The organism is Phycisphaerales bacterium, assembly GCA_035627955.1.
Taxonomy (GTDB): domain Bacteria; phylum Planctomycetota; class Phycisphaerae; order Phycisphaerales; family UBA1924; genus JAEYTB01.
In genome coordinates, this window is sequence record DASPKU010000006.1 from 152,778 (window position 1) to 167,217 (window position 14,440).

The 14,440-nt window shown below is 67.3% G+C and carries 11 protein-coding genes; 4 read left to right on the forward strand and 7 right to left on the reverse strand.

Annotated elements, in window-relative coordinates; all coding sequences use genetic code 11:
* Complete coding sequence (locus tag VD997_05225; GenBank protein HYE61378.1) at positions 1 to 1,602, reverse strand: MFS transporter; 1,602 nt, start codon at positions 1,600 to 1,602, stop codon at positions 1 to 3.
* Between the two features lie 71 nt (positions 1,603 to 1,673).
* Positions 1,674 to 2,447 (reverse strand): hypothetical protein, encoded by a 774-nt coding sequence (locus tag VD997_05230; GenBank protein ID HYE61379.1) that lies wholly within the window; start codon positions 2,445 to 2,447, stop codon positions 1,674 to 1,676.
* 63 nt (positions 2,448 to 2,510) lie between these two features.
* On the opposite strand from VD997_05230, the gene VD997_05235 reads away from it, so the two are divergent.
* Positions 2,511 to 2,960 carry a transcriptional repressor gene (locus VD997_05235; protein HYE61380.1) on the forward strand — a complete coding sequence of 150 codons (450 nt, stop codon included), beginning with the start codon at positions 2,511 to 2,513 and terminating at the stop codon, positions 2,958 to 2,960.
* 92 nt (positions 2,961 to 3,052) lie between these two features.
* The gene (locus VD997_05240; protein ID HYE61381.1) at positions 3,053 to 3,439 is read left to right on the forward strand and encodes a PilZ domain-containing protein; all 387 of its coding nucleotides are present in this window, start codon (positions 3,053 to 3,055) and stop codon (positions 3,437 to 3,439) included.
* Positions 3,440 to 3,492: 53 nt separating this feature from the next.
* Here VD997_05240 and VD997_05245 read toward each other — a convergent pair whose 3' ends face one another.
* From VD997_05245 to VD997_05265, 5 genes are all read right to left on the reverse strand, one after another.
* Positions 3,493 to 6,702: an efflux RND transporter permease subunit gene (locus VD997_05245; protein ID HYE61382.1), complete on the reverse strand. Its 3,210-nt coding sequence runs from the start codon at positions 6,700 to 6,702 to the stop codon at positions 3,493 to 3,495.
* Positions 6,699 to 7,877 (reverse strand): efflux RND transporter periplasmic adaptor subunit, encoded by a 1,179-nt coding sequence (locus VD997_05250; GenBank protein ID HYE61383.1) that lies wholly within the window; start codon positions 7,875 to 7,877, stop codon positions 6,699 to 6,701. Before VD997_05250 ends, VD997_05245 begins: the two co-directional genes overlap by 4 nt.
* The gene (locus VD997_05255; GenBank protein ID HYE61384.1) at positions 7,874 to 8,569 is read right to left on the reverse strand and encodes a TetR/AcrR family transcriptional regulator; all 696 of its coding nucleotides are present in this window, start codon (positions 8,567 to 8,569) and stop codon (positions 7,874 to 7,876) included. Before VD997_05255 ends, VD997_05250 begins: the two co-directional genes overlap by 4 nt.
* 77 nt (positions 8,570 to 8,646) lie before the next feature.
* Entirely contained in the window at positions 8,647 to 10,512 is a 1,866-nt protein-coding gene (locus VD997_05260) for a pseudouridine synthase (protein HYE61385.1), read from the reverse strand.
* A 15-nt stretch (positions 10,513 to 10,527) separates the two neighbouring features.
* Positions 10,528 to 11,211 (reverse strand): phosphopantothenoylcysteine decarboxylase, encoded by a 684-nt coding sequence (locus VD997_05265; protein ID HYE61386.1) that lies wholly within the window; start codon positions 11,209 to 11,211, stop codon positions 10,528 to 10,530.
* A 276-nt stretch (positions 11,212 to 11,487) separates the two neighbouring features.
* Here VD997_05265 and VD997_05270 point away from each other — a divergent pair, with 276 nt between their 5' ends.
* On the forward strand, positions 11,488 to 13,236 hold the full coding sequence (locus VD997_05270) for an ATPase, T2SS/T4P/T4SS family (protein HYE61387.1): 1,749 nt from the start codon (positions 11,488 to 11,490) through the stop codon (positions 13,234 to 13,236).
* 70 nt (positions 13,237 to 13,306) lie between these two features.
* A complete protein-coding gene (locus VD997_05275) occupies positions 13,307 to 14,428 on the forward strand; it encodes a type IV pilus twitching motility protein PilT (GenBank protein HYE61388.1) in 1,122 nt (373 codons plus the stop codon).
* Positions 14,429 to 14,440: the final 12 nt, after the last annotated feature.

Genomic DNA, 14,440 nt, shown 5'->3' on the forward strand with positions numbered 1-14,440 from the left:
TCACGCCGGCTGCGTCGCCCGCGGCTTATGTGCGGCCGCGGTCAGCCCCCGCCAGAAGCCGGGCACGCGGTCGTACCCCGGGTCGCCGGGCTTGAGGCCGTCGACCTCCGGCGTTCGGTAGGTCATCATCACCCATCCGGCGACGATCAGCATGACCGCGCAGGCGCCCACGCCGATCTGCACCGAGAGCCCCTCGGCGTCCTCGACCATGGAAGGGCTGACGCGCCGGACCACCTCCGTCCCCGCGTGCCCGATCGCCGACGCGGCGAAGTACCCCGCGGGCATGAGCCCCAGCGCCACGGTGTTGCACACCGCGAGCGCCCGCCCGCGCATGGAGTCATCCACCAGCATCTGCAGGCTGGACATCGCGCTATTGAAGCTCCACATCCAGAACCAGCCGACGAAGAACATCACCGCGCCCGCGATCCAAACGTTGGTCGCAATCGAGAACAGCAGGATCCAAACGCCTCCCAGCAGCACTGACAGCGGGATGAAGTGGTGGCGCGGGTACCACGCGGGCACCAGCTTCATCGCCAGGCCGCCCACCACCGCGCCGACGCCCATGACCCCCGTCAGCACGCCGAAGGTCTTCTCCTGCAGGTGGTAGACGTTGCTCACGAACAGCGACAGGAATCGAAGGATGGGCGTCGCGAACACGCCGAACACCACGCAGGCCAGGAACGCGGCGCGGGGGCCGGGGCGGTGCCAGACGAACGACGCCGCGGCCTTGGTGTCCTCCCACACCTTGCGCCACCAGTTGGGCTCGGGCGCGGGGGCGGGTGCGTCGGGGGTGGTCATCACCGCGAACATCACGCCCACGAAGCTCACGGCGTTGATGACGAACAGCGCCATCGGGCTCCACGCCCCCATGATCAGCCCGCCCACGGCCGGGCCGATGGCGCGGGCCGCGTTGAAGCTGATCCCCTGCAGCGTGATGGCCCGGATCAGTTCATCCCGCGGCACCAGGCGGGGCACCAGGACCTGCCACGCCGGATTGTTGAACGCGATCGCGATACCCTGCGCGGTGCACAGCACCACCAGCCAGTACAGCAGCGGCTTCACTTCCTCCGGGGGCGTGGTCGATCCCTTGGGCGCGTCGGGCAGGTCGCGGTATACGTGCACCACCACCGCGAAGCCCACCGCGATGAGCATCATGGCCACCTGCGTCACCAGCAGGAGCTTCTTGCGGTTCATGCGGTCGGCGACGATCCCGCCGAGCAGGCCGAGCACGAAGGTGGGCACGAGCTGGGCCGCGCCCAGGATGCTCATCCACTCCATGCTTCCGGTCTTGGCGGTGACGACCCACTGCGTGCCGACGAACTCGAACCAGTTGCCGACGAAGGAGAAGAACGCCGCGATCCAGACAGTGCGGAAGTGGGAGTGGCGGAGCACGCCAAGGCGGCTGGTTCCCGGCGGTGCGGCGGGGGCTGGTGCGGGCTGAGGCTCTGTGGCGTGCGACTTCAGTGGCGTTGTGACCGGCGAAACATCATCCGTCGCGGCGTGCGATGACGCGATCGCCGCCTCGCCCTCCACGTCGAGCGCAACCGGCACCTGCGGCGCCCGCTCGGGGCGCGCGACGTCGGTGTCAGTTGGACCATCCATGCTCCGGCCTCGTACGTGGGGGTGGGGTCGACGCCGTCACTCATCTCGGCGGGCGTCTTGGGGCGGGCATGCTAGGCGGCAGTGGGGGATGGGCGGGCCCCCGGCGGATTAGCGAACCTGCAAGTCCTTGCCCCCTTGAGGGCTATGAGCTCGAACGCGACGAGTCCACAGAGGTAGCCGGCGATCGGCAGGCCAATCCCCAGCACCGTCTGCCACGACCACGCCGGCGCCCCCGCGGCCCGTGTCACCGGCCCGGTGAAGTCCATCTTCAGCAGCGTGCCGAGGATGTAGTAGGCCGCCATGAACAGCAGCGGGAGGATGGCCGCGACGAGCCAGCCCGCGCTGGCGTGGGCGCAGATGATCCATGCCGTGCGTGCGGAGAGCCGCCAGCCTTTCACCCTCCCCAGCAGCGTGATGCCATAGACATCGAAGACAGTGAAGGCCAGCAGCACCGACGCCGCCACGCCCGTCCACGCTGAGAACGAGGAAAGTAACGACAGCACCTCACCCAGGCCGCCGGTCCCGCGAGCACTCCGCGCCCAGTCGCCAATGAACACGCCCGGGAACGGCGCGACGAGGAGCGCGCTCGCGACCAGCACGTTGGTGATCAGCAGCCCCTTGGGCATGCTCTCCGTGCTCATCGCGCGGAAGAGCTCGCCGGGCCGGAACAGCGCCATCCAGTTCGTCCGCACCCACGAGTACGCGTGCGAGTCGCTCTGCCAGGGGGTGCCGGGGTGCGACTCCGGAAGCGAGTCACGCACCGCCCGCCCGCATTCAGGACAGCGGGAGTCCTCCTCCGAGCTGGACAGGTTGTACCCGCAAGATTCGCACAGGAACTCGCTCACGACACCAACGGTACCGGCTCAAGTAGGGCGAAGTTCCAGTCGACCCGGAGAGGTGAGGGGGGAATGATCAAGGGACTCATGGGCCCCACCCTCGACGAAGTCCGCGAGCTCTTCCAGCTGCACCAGCTGCGGTGCACGCGCCAGCGCGAAGTGGTCTACGCCGCGCTCGCGGGCACCACGGGCCACCCCACGGCCGAGGAGCTCCACTCGCTGGTCCACGCCATCGAGCCGGGCCTGAGCCTCGCCACCGTGTACAACACGCTGGAAGCCCTGACCGAGTGCGGCCTGGCCCGCAAGCTGCCCGGCTCGGGCGGGTGCTGCCGGTTCGACGCGGTGGTCTCGCCCCACGTCCACGTCACTACCCGTGACGGTCGATTGATGGATGTGCCGCAGGACCTCTCGCAGCGGCTGATGGCCGGGCTCTCGCCCGAGCTGCTCAGGGAACTCGAGCAGCGGATGGGGGTTGCAATCGAGCACCTGAACGTGCAGGTCGTAGCCAAGTCCCATAACTAGCCCCGGCTGAGGTCAAAGAGTCCCCGATTTGCACTGAACTCACAGCGGGGGCAGCCCGATAGTGCTTGTAAGCACAGAGAGGGCCATCACCGATGCCGCTGAACCTTCACAACCGTCGCCAGCATGAGCGTGTCAACGTCGCCCCCATGTACACGCACGTGGGCGTGACCATTCCCTCAACCGGCGAAGTGCTCGACGGCCACAGCTACGACGTCAGCGAGGGCGGCGTGCAGATCGAGCTCGATGATGCGATCGAGCCGGGCACGCAGGTCTCCATGGAACTCGTCCTGCCCCTCGTTGGGCGCATCCGCCTAGCGGATGAGGACCGGATCGTTCGCGTCACCGGCAACGTGGCGTGGGTTGACGACAGCGAACCGGGCCCGGTGCGGCTGGCGATCGCGTTCACGCGCTTCGCGAGCGAGGCGGACCGGGCACGGCTGGTTGAGCAGATCGCGCCGCGTCAGCGTCGTGCGGCCTGAGTCGGCCTGGATACCCCGCCGCTCCGCGGCGGTTTTCGTTTGACATGCTGCGACTAGTGCACGCGCCCATTTCCGTTCGCGTGCCCGTTGCCATTCGCGCCAGCGTGTACCGGCTCCAGCATGCGGGTCGTCGCCGCCGCGTCCTCGGCCTCGATGCGGGCGCGCCGCTTGTCGAACCGCGCCTGGATCTTGTCAAGGTAGATGTAGAACACGGGCGTGGCATACAGCGTCACCAACTGGCTGAAGAGCAGGCCGCCCACGACCGCCAGCCCGAGCGGGCGGCGTGACTCCGCGCCGGCGCCGTGCCCCAGGGCGATGGGCAGCGTGCCCAGCAGCGCGGCCATGGTCGTCATCATGATGGGCCGGAAGCGGACCACGCACGCGTCGAAGATCGCCTTCTCGGCGCTGATCGACGGATTGCGCCGCCGCTCCTCCACCGCGAAGTCCACCATCATGATGCCGTTCTTCTTGACCAGGCCGATGAGCATGATCACGCCCACGAAGCCGTAGATCGAGAGCTCGACGTTGAACAGGTAGAGCGTGGCCAGCGCGCCGAACCCCGCAAAGGGCAGGGCCGAGAGGATGGTGATGGGGTGAATGAAGGACTCGTAGAGCACGCCCAGTATCACGTACATCACCAGTGTCGCGATGATCAGCAGCATGCCCAGGCCCTGCACTGAGGACTGGAACACCTGGGCCGTGCCCTGGAATGACGTGGTGATCGTGGCCGGCAGCGTCTCGCGTGCGAGGCGATCGACCTCCGCGACGGCGGGGCCGAGCGACGCGCCGGGAGCGAGGTTGAACGAGATCGTCACTGCGGGCAGCTGCCCGGCGTGGTTGACGCTCAGCGGCCCCACGTCGCGCTCCAGGGTTGCGACCGATGTGAGACGCACGAGGTTGCCGTTGCTGGAGCGCACGTAGAGCGTGTCCAGCCACTTGGGGTCGGTCTGGAACTCGGGCAGCAGCTCGAGGATGACCTGGTAGGAGTTCGTGGCCGCGTAGATGGTCGAGACTTGGCGCGTGCCGTAGGCGCTGCTGAGGGCGAGCTCGATCTGTTCGGGCGTGACGCCCAGCACCGCGGCCTTGTCGCGGTCGATGTCGATCCGCAACTGCGGGTTGCTCAGCTGCGCGTCCGTCGTCACGTCCTGCACGCCGGGGATGGTCTTGACCTTGTCCGCCAGTGCGTTGGCCGCGCGGTACATCTCGTCGGTGTCGGGCCCCTGCAGCGTGTACTGGTACAGGCTCTTGGTCAGCTGCCCGCCGATGCGGATAGTGGGGGGGTTCTGGAGGAATACCCGCGCGCCCGGCACCGCCGCCAGCTCCTTGCGCAGCTCCTGGATCACCTCATCCACCGACTTCTTCCGTTCGGGCTTGTCCCGCAGCCGCATGAAGATGGTGCCGGTGTTCGTCCCTGTCGACTGCGAACCACGGGCACCAACCGACGACATGAAGGAGTACACGTCCGGGTGCTTCGCGACGATGCTCGCCAGCTGCTGCTGATACCCCAGCATCGCATCGAAGCTCGTGCCCTCCGCGGCCTCGGTCTGCGCGAAGATGCGCCCCGTGTCCTCCGCGGGCAGGAACCCCTTGGGCACGATCTGGAACAGGTACACGGTGGCCGCGAGGATCCCCGCCGAGAACAGCATCATCAGCGGCTTGGCCTTGAGCGTCCAGCCGAGCGTCTTCTCGTAGACCCACAGGCTGCCCGTGAACACCTTCTCCACGGCGTTGTAGATCGCCCCGTGCTTCGGGCGGCCCTGCGCGTCGTGCTTCACGGGCTTCAGCATGGCGGCGGACATCATGGGCGTGAGCGTTAGCGACACCACGCCGGAGATGAGGATCGCCACCGCGATCACCACCGCGAACTCATGCAGCAGCCGCCCCAGCAGCCCGCCCATGAACAGCACTGGGATGAACACCGCGACGAGAGAGATGGTCATCGACAGCACGGTGAAGCCGATCTCGCGGCTGCCGTCGAACGCCGCCTGCCGCGGCTTCTTGCCCATCTCGATGTGCCGCACGATGTTTTCGAGCACCACGATGGCGTCGTCGACCACGAACCCCACGCAAAGCGTGAGGGCCATCAGCGACAGGTTGTCGAGGCTGAACTCCATCCACCACATCACCGCGAACGTCGCCACGATCGACAGCGTCATCGCGACCGTTGGAATCACCGTCGCCCGCAGGTTCCGCAGGAAGATGAAGATCACCATGACCACCAGCGCGATCGCCAGCACCAGGGTGAACTTCACGTCCGCTACTGACTCGCGGATCGAAGCCGAGCGATCGTTGAGGATCTCGATCGTGACCGACGCCGGCAGCTGCGCCTGGAAACGGGGGATCAGCTTCAGCACGTTCTGCACGACCTCGACCGTGTTGGTCCCCGGCTGCCGCTGCACCGCCAGGATGATCGCTCGGCTGGGCACGCCGTCCTTGTAGTACCACGCCGCGTTGCGGTTGTTCTCGACGCTGTCGGCCGCGATACCCAGCTGGTTCAGGTAAATCGGGTTGCCCGAGCGGTACGCCACGATGGCGTCGTTGAACGGCTCGGCCGACATGAGCTGCCCGCTGCTCTGGAGCGTCAGGGCCTGCTCGGGCCCTTGCAGCACGCCAACGGGCAGGTTCGTGTTGCGCTCCTGGATCGCGCGCGCGACCTCGTCGATACCGATGCCCTTGGCCGCGAGCTTCTCCGGGTCCACCTGCACGCGCACGGCGTACTTCTGGCTGCCGAAGACCTGCACCTGGGCGACGCCCGCAACCATTGAGATCCGCTGCCCCATCACCGTCTCTGCGTATTCGTTGAGCTGGTGCAGCGGCAGCGTGTCGGACCGGATCGCCATGTAGATCACCGGCTGGTCCGCGGGGTTCACCTTGCGGTAGCTCGGCGGCGTCGTCATCGTGCGCGGCAGGCGGTTGCCCGCCCGCGAGATGGCCGCCTGCACGTCCTGGGCCGCGGCGTCGATGTTCCGGGACAGATTGAACTGGAGCGTGATCGAGCTGCTCCCCTGCATCGACACCGACGACATGGAGTCGATGCCTGCAATCGTCGAGAACTCCTGCTCGAGCGGCGTGGCCACCGACGACGCCATCGTCTCGGGCGAAGCGCCCGGCAGCGACGCCGACACCTGGATCGTGGGGAAGTCCACCGGCGGCAGGTCCGAGACAGGCAGCTGGCGGTACGCCATCACACCGAAGATGGCGAGGGCCGCCATCAGCAGGATCGTCATCACGGGCCGGCGGATGAAGGGTCCTGAGAGGTTCACGTCCCGCCTCCGGCCACGGGCTGCACCTTGGCGGCGTCAGTGGTCGGCTCAGCCGCAGGCGCGTCGGCCTGGCGAGCCGCGACCTTCGCGCCCGCGGTCAGCCGCAGCTGACCGTCCACCACCACCGTCTCACCGGGCTGTACGCCCGATTCGATGACGGTGGTTCCGTCGGTCGCTCGCCGCACCTTCACCTTCCGCAGCTCGGCCGTGCCGTCCTGCTTGATGACGAACACCGCCCGCCCGCGCTGTGACGCCTGCACGGCCGTCGAAGGCACCACCACCGCGCCCTTGTCCACGCCCAGGGTGATCACCGCGTTGACGAACTCTCCGGGCCAGAGCCGCCGATCCGCGTTCTCAAACCGTGCCTTCAGCCGCACCGCGCCCGTCGTCGCGTCCACGCGGTTATCAAGGAAGCTCAGCTTCCCTTCCACAGGCGTTGGCTCGCCCGCGATGGTGACAACCACCGGCACCGTCCCGGCGCCCATGGCAGCGCGCACACCCGGCAGGTCCTGCTCACGTACGGAGAACGCCACGTCAATCGGCGCGAGCTGCGTCAGGTCCACCAGGTCCGTTTCGTTGGCTTTGACAATTGCCCCCGGCTTCACCCTGAACGCCCCCAGCCGCCCGGGGAAGGGCGCGGCGATCGTGCAGTACGAGAGCTGCAGCTTCGCGGTCTCGAGCGCCGCCTGGTCCTGCAGCACCTGCGCCTCCGCAGATGTGGCCTTGGCCTCCGCCGCCTCCACCTCGCGGATCGACACGGCCCGTCCGTTCAGTGCCGATCGCAGCTGCTCGGCCGCGCGGCGCTCGTCGGAAGCCAGCGCCTGGTTCTTCGCGAGCGTCGCCTCGACTTCGCGCACCGCAGCCTGGAAGGGGCGCGGATCGATGCGGGCGATCACATCACCCGCGTTCACGTCCGTTCCTTCGGCAACCGGCGTCTCCATCAGCTGCCCCGCCACCTGCGGGCGCAGCGTCACCGCCGCGATCGACTCGACATTCCCAACCGACCGCAGCTGGATAGGCATGTCCCGCTGCTCCGCCTTGGCCACCACCACGGGCACCGGCGGGGGCGCGGCCGGCGCTTTCGCCTGCTCCTGCTTCTTGCACGCGGCCACGCCTACCAGCACCGCCACCGCACCGACGATCGCTCGAACTGCCTTTGCTGCGGACAGGCTCACTCAGCACTCTCCTTGCTGCCGTTGCGATGGATTCGAGCCATCCGCCTTGTGGATTCCTCGGGCGTCAGCAGGCCGTGCAGGGCGACCTCAAGGATGTCCTCCGCCTGCTGCGCGAGCGACTTCTCGTGCCCCGCGAAGTAGTTGGTGCACATCGTGCCGTACACCGCGCTGCTGAGCACGTCGGTGATGCGCTCCACCGGCAATCGGTCGCGGAGGCGCCCGGCCGCGATCAACCCCCGGTAGAAGTCGTGCCACCGCCCGATCGCCGCCTCACGGTGCTCGAAGTACGTCGACCTCTTCTTGTCGCGGAACTCGGCCCGTTCCTGCATGATCAGCTCCACGTACTCGGGGTGCTCGTCGAAGTACGACAGGTACGCACGGATCGCGGCGTACAGCTGGTCGAGCGGGTCGGTCTCCTGCGCCACGGCCGCATCCACCGCCTCACGCATGCCGGTCAGCACGCGGGTGAGGGCCGCCTGGAACAGGTCCTTCTTCGACGGGAAGTACCGGTACAGCGTCCCCTTGCCGACCCCGAGCTTGTCGGCGACAACCTGAAGGTCGGTGCACGAGTAGCCGTTTCGGGCGAACAGGTTGATAGCGACCGGCAGAATCTCGTCGGCACGGCGCTCGGCCAGCCCTTCGATCCGAGGGCGCCCGCGTTTACGCTTGGGGGGAGTCGGAGCAGTAGACATCGGCTGATCATTCCTCGACGGACTCGTCCGTCAAGTAAATGAACGCCCCCGGCTGAGAGGTATTGCAGACGGCCCGGTCAGCCCGTCCTGATCGCCCGCAAGGCCAGGAACATCGGGATCTCGCGCCTGGCCCGGTTCTCCTCGGCGGCGCGGGGGCCGGGCTGGCTGGAGCGCACACTGGGCCACTCTTCCATCGCGTCCACCAGCAGGCCGGCCGCGGCCAGCGCGTTGACGTAGGTCTGGATGGGCCGGTGGAACGTGACGGTGGTCACGGGCTTCTCGCCCTTGGAGACGGCGCCGGGGTTCATCACGATGGGCGAGACGCCTGGCGAGAGGTACCCATCAACCCGCCGGTATTGCCGGAACTCGCGCCCACGCGTCTTGTGCTTCGTCGGCGCGGGCTCGTCGAAACCCCACGAGGTCTGCCCCGGTGCGCGGAAGGCAGGGTGCAGGATGACGGCGACGAAGCGGCCGCCCGAACGGAGCTTGGCGGCGATGCCGGAGAGGACCGGCGCGAGCGGGTCGATGTTCATCAGCGCCATGACGCAGGCGCTCGCGTCAAAGGGCGCGCCCAGGTCCATCGAGCCGACCGCGCGCGCGTCGCCCACCTGGAACTGTTCCGCTGGGGAGGCGCCCCGCTGCGCGGCCTCTATCAGGCGCGGGGCCGCATCCACGCCAACTACGTTGGCACCGAGGGACGCGAGCCGGTGAGCGAGGATGCCCTGGCCGCAGGCGACATCGAGCACCCGCTGACCACGCGTCAGCGCGAGCAGCCGCGTGACGCCGGGCAGGATGACGAGCTCGTGATGGTCCGAGCGGCGCTCCTCGATCAGGTCGGAGTACCAGTCGGCGACGTGGTCCCAGTCGGTCGCGCTGGTGCGCGGTGCCGCGGAGGGCTGGTCGCCCTTTGCGCGAGCGCTGGGTACCTCGGCAGCAGCAGGAGTGTGACTCGCGCCAGCCGCGTCGATGCGTGCACGTGCTTCGGACGTGGGAGGGAACTCGATCGCCTGCGCGAACGGCTCTTGATCATCATCCGGCTTCGAACGGCCGATCAGTGAGTGGAACGGCCCCGGTGTGACGCTGCGGTAGCGCACCGTCTGCCCCGTTGCCGGGTGCGTGAAGCCTAGTTCCATTGCGTGCAGGCACACGCGCCCGATCGGGTCGGTGGCCGCGCCGTAGCGGCGGTCGCCAACGATCGGGTGCTGGATGTCCTTCATGTGCACGCGGATCTGGTTCTTGCGCCCGGTCTCCAGCCGCACCTGGAGCAGCGACCGCCCCAGCGCCGCCTCGATCACCCGCCAGTGCGTCACCGCCAGCTTCGCGTGATCGCCGTGCCCGTCGCTGTCGCTGACGCGGAAACCGGGCTGCTTGGCGGCCCGTGTCGCCTCGGTGGGCGTCTTGAACGAGTGCACGATGCCCTTCTCGTCCTCCATGAGGTACGACTGCACCGTGCCGCTCGCGGGCTGCGCGATCCGCCGCTCGCCCACCACCTTGGTCGAGTCGCTCGCGATCTCGCCCTCAACTACCGCCGAGTAGAGGCGGTGGGGGCGCTTGGCACGGAACTCCTCCTTGAGGAACTCAAAGGCCCGCTCGCTCTTTGCGAACACCAGCAGCCCCGAGGCCTCCTTGTCGAGGCGATGGATGATCCACACCTTGGTGCCGCGCCGGCGGTGCTGGTCCTTGATGTAGACCTTCAGCGAGCGGAACACGGACTCCACATCCTCACCGGGCATGCCCGCGGTGAGCAGCCCGCTGGGCTTATCGATCACGATGAGGTCATCGTCCTCGTGCACGATGTTGATGCCGCCGGGCAGCGAGTCGCGCCGCGCCGCCCCCTTGGGGCTGGCCTTTAGGGGGCCGCGGGGGCCGCTGCGCTTGGGGGCGCGTCGCCGGTCCTCCCCGCGCCGGGGGGGCGGACGTCGATTGTCGTTGGGGTTGGGCATGGTTCTCGCCGGGGTTTACCGCAGGGCACGGTACGCCGCGTCGATGTGGTCCAGCAGCCAGGGGGCGAAGTCGGGCTTGGTGAGGGTGCCGGGCGTGCGGACCTCGGAGCCATCCTTATTGATGACGATCGCCTCGACAGTGTCGCTGTCCATGGTCTCCAGCGGGTTGCCTACGACCATGTCCACCTTCTTGCGGGTGAGCTTGGCCCGCGCGGACGCCAGCAGTTCATCCCGCGGCTCGAGCGCGAACCCCACCATGAGCTGCTCGGGCCGGCGGGCCGCGGCGACCTCCGCCAACAGGTCGGGCGTGGGCTCCAAGGTCAGGCTCAGCTCCTCGTTCTTCCGGCGAAACTTGCCTCCGAAGAACTGCGGGTCCACCTTCGGGCGGTAGTCCGCCACCGCCGCGGCCATGACCAGGGCGTCCGCGTGGGGGACGTGCTGCCGCAGCAGTGCCTGGAGGTCGGCACACGTTCGGAACCTGTGGATGCGGACCCGCGAATCTGTTGGGAGTACCGCGGCGGGTCCCATCAGCAGGGTCACTTCCCATCCACGCTTCGCTGCCTCCTGGGCCAGCGCGCTGCCCATCCGCCCGGATGAGCGGTTGCCGATGAAGCGGACAGCGTCGATGGGCTCGTGAGTGGGGCCGGCGGTGATGAGCATCCGGCGTGTGGGGTGTGCGTTGGTAGTTTGGTTGGACAAACAGACCTCTCGGGAGCGCGTGACTGGTTTCGGCGCACAGGATGCCCGGAACAGGTCATCACGCGGGGTGCGATCAATTGATAGCATGCCCGCTGGAGAGCATAATGGCCGTTCACCCGGCGCTGAAGCGTCGGGCCGGTCGGGGTTTGGTCGTTCTGGCGCGCCGGTCATCGGCGCGCGCGGTGGGTGTTTCACTCAAGGCGAGATCCGCCCGGGTTGCGCCGCTTCGTTTAGCGTCTCCGGGCTCGATTCAAGTGGGCGGGACTGAAGGCACTTATGGCGAGACTACGGAAAAAGCTCGGCGAGATCCTGGTGGGCTGGGGCGCGATCACCAACGACCAGGCGGAGAAGGCCGCGCAGCTGGCCAAGGCCTCGGGCAAGCGCCTCGGTGAGGCGATCGTCGAGGCCGGCTTTGCCAAGGAAGACCAGGTCGCCAAAGCCCTCGCCACCCAGTTCGGGATGGAGTACGTCGATCTCAACGCCCCGGGCGTGTCGGAGAAGATGCAGCCCAAGCTCATCCCCGACGACCTGATCAAGAAGTACCTCATCCTCCCCATGACCAAGAGCGGCAACCGCTTGCAGCTCCTGATCCATGACCCCATGGACCTCGAGCTGTTCGACATGCTGCGCTTCCGCCTCAACGTCGAGCTGGATCTGCGCCTCACCAGCAAGAGCGCGATCAAGAAGTACCTCGACGCCGCGGCTCAGGGCACCGCCCGCAAGTTCGAGGCCGGCCAGTCGCTGGTCACCGAGTCGATCGACAAGACCATCGACCGCACCATCGACAAGTCGGTGGACCGCTCGCTGGACAAGTCGATCGACGTCAGCGAGGAAGAGGCCCCGATCGTCAAGCTGGCCAACCGCATCATCGCCGAGGCGGTGCGCATGCGGGCCAGCGATATTCACATCGAGCCGATGCACGACCGCGTGCGTCTGCGCTACCGCATCGACGGCGTGTGCATGGAGCGCGACAACCTGCCCAAGCGCATGCAGAACGCCCTGCTCTCGCGCGTGAAGCTGATGTCAGGCGTGAACATCGCCGAGAAGCGCATCCCGCAGGACGGCCGCATCAAGCTGCAGGTCGACGAGGCCCTCGTTGACTTCCGTGTGTCGTCCTGCCCCGCCTACCACGGCGAGTCGGTGGTGCTCCGTATTCTGCGCCCCGACAGCGTCCGTATCGGCCTTGCCAATCTTGGCTTCGAGGCCGACAACCTCGCGATCTTCAACAAGATCATCCGCCGCCCCAACGGCATCTTCCTCGTGACCGGCCCCACTGGTAGCGGCAAGACCACCACGCTGTACTCGGCGCTGGACGTGCTCAACCGCCCCGACAAGAAGATCATCACCGCCGAGGACCCCGTCGAATACAACTTCGAGGGCATCAACCAGTGCCAGGTGCGCGAGCACATCGGGCTGGGCTTCCCGCAGATTCTGCGGTCGATGCTGCGTCAGGCCCCCAACATCATCCTGGTGGGCGAAATCCGCGATAAGGAAGTGGCCGAGATCGCCATCCAGGCCGCGCTGACCGGCCACCTGGTGTTCTCGACCCTGCACACCAACGACGCCCCGTCGGCAATCACGCGTCTCATCGACATGGGCGTGAAGCCGTTCCTCGTGGCGTCGTCAATCCAGGCGGTCATGGCCCAGCGGCTCATCCGCGTGCTGTGCAAGGAGTGCAAGAAAGTCGCCGGGGCCGAGGACCTGGACCCCAAGCACCTCAAGCTCACCGGCCTCACCCTCGAGGAGGCACTCGGCAAGGCCCACAAGAACGTCGGCTGCGCCAACTGCGTGCAGACCGGCTACCGCGGCCGGAAGGCCATCTTCGAAATGATGCTGATGAACACCCAGATCCGCGAGCTGGCCTTCAAGCTCGCGCCCATCAGCGAGCTCCGGCGTGCCGCCCTCAACAACGGCATGCGCCCCCTCGTCGGCGACGGCAAGCTCAAGATCCTCAGCGGCACCACCACCGCCGCCGAAGTCGCCTCCACGACGCAGGTCGACCTCGACAACATCCCGGCCCACTGACCGACCACTGATCCTCTTCCAGTCCGCGCAAACCTCTCACCGCCCCGTCTGAAGCACCAGGAACCCGACCATGTCCACGATGCAGATCGACCGCCTGCTCGACACCGTCGTCAAGCTCGGCGCCTCCGACCTCCACCTCACCGTCGGCCGTCAGCCCACCATCCGCCTTCACGGCGGTCTTCGGAACCTCCAGACCAAGGTCCTGGAGTCCGACGACATGGTGTCCCTGATGAAGTCCATCACCCCGGAGCGCAACCAGCAGGAGCTTCAGGAAGAGGGCGGCACCGACTTCGGCTTCGCCTACGGCGACGCGGCCCGCTTCCGCGTGTCGGTCTTCCGCCAGCGCGGCGACCTCGCCATCGTGCTCCGGCTCATCCCCAGCAAGCTGCTGACCTTCGAGCAGATCGGCCTCCCCGAGGTCTGCAAAGAGCTGATCCGGCGCCCCCGTGGGTTATTCCTGATCACGGGCCCCACCGGCTCGGGCAAGACGACCACCCTGGCCACGATGATCGACTTCATCAACATGACGATGGACCGCCACATCATCACGATGGAAGACCCGATCGAGTACTACCACAACCACAAGAAGTCGATCGTCAACCAGCGCGAGGTGGGTAACGACGTCCCAACGTTCGCCGAATCTCTCCGGCGTGCCCTCCGCCAGGACCCGGACGTGATCCTGGTGGGTGAAATGCGAGACCTGGAGACGATCGAGGCGGCCGTGCGTGCCGCCGAGACGGGCCACCTGGTGTTCGGAACCCTGCACACCACCGGCGCCGCCAAGACGATCGACCGCGTGGTGGACGCTTTCCCGGTCACCCAACAGAACCAGATCCGCGTCCAGCTCTCGACCGCTCTGCTGTGCATCCTCAGCCAGGCGCTGCTGAGCCGGGTGGACACTTCGGGCATGGTCGCCGCTTACGAGTTCCTGGTGGTCACCCCGGCCATCGCCAACCTCATCCGTGAAGCCAAGACCTTCCGCATCGACTCCGCCATCCAGACCGGCAAGAAGTTTGGCATGCAGCTGCTGGACGACCACCTCTGGAGCCTGTACAGCAAGGGGATGATCTCCGCCGAGGAGATGATCGACGTGAGCAAAAATCCACAAGAGCTGACGGCCCGCATCCACCGACTGGGTCGGACGGTCGGCCGGATGGAATGGGACGAGGAGACCGAGGAAGCCAAGAGCTGACCGGAAACGCGT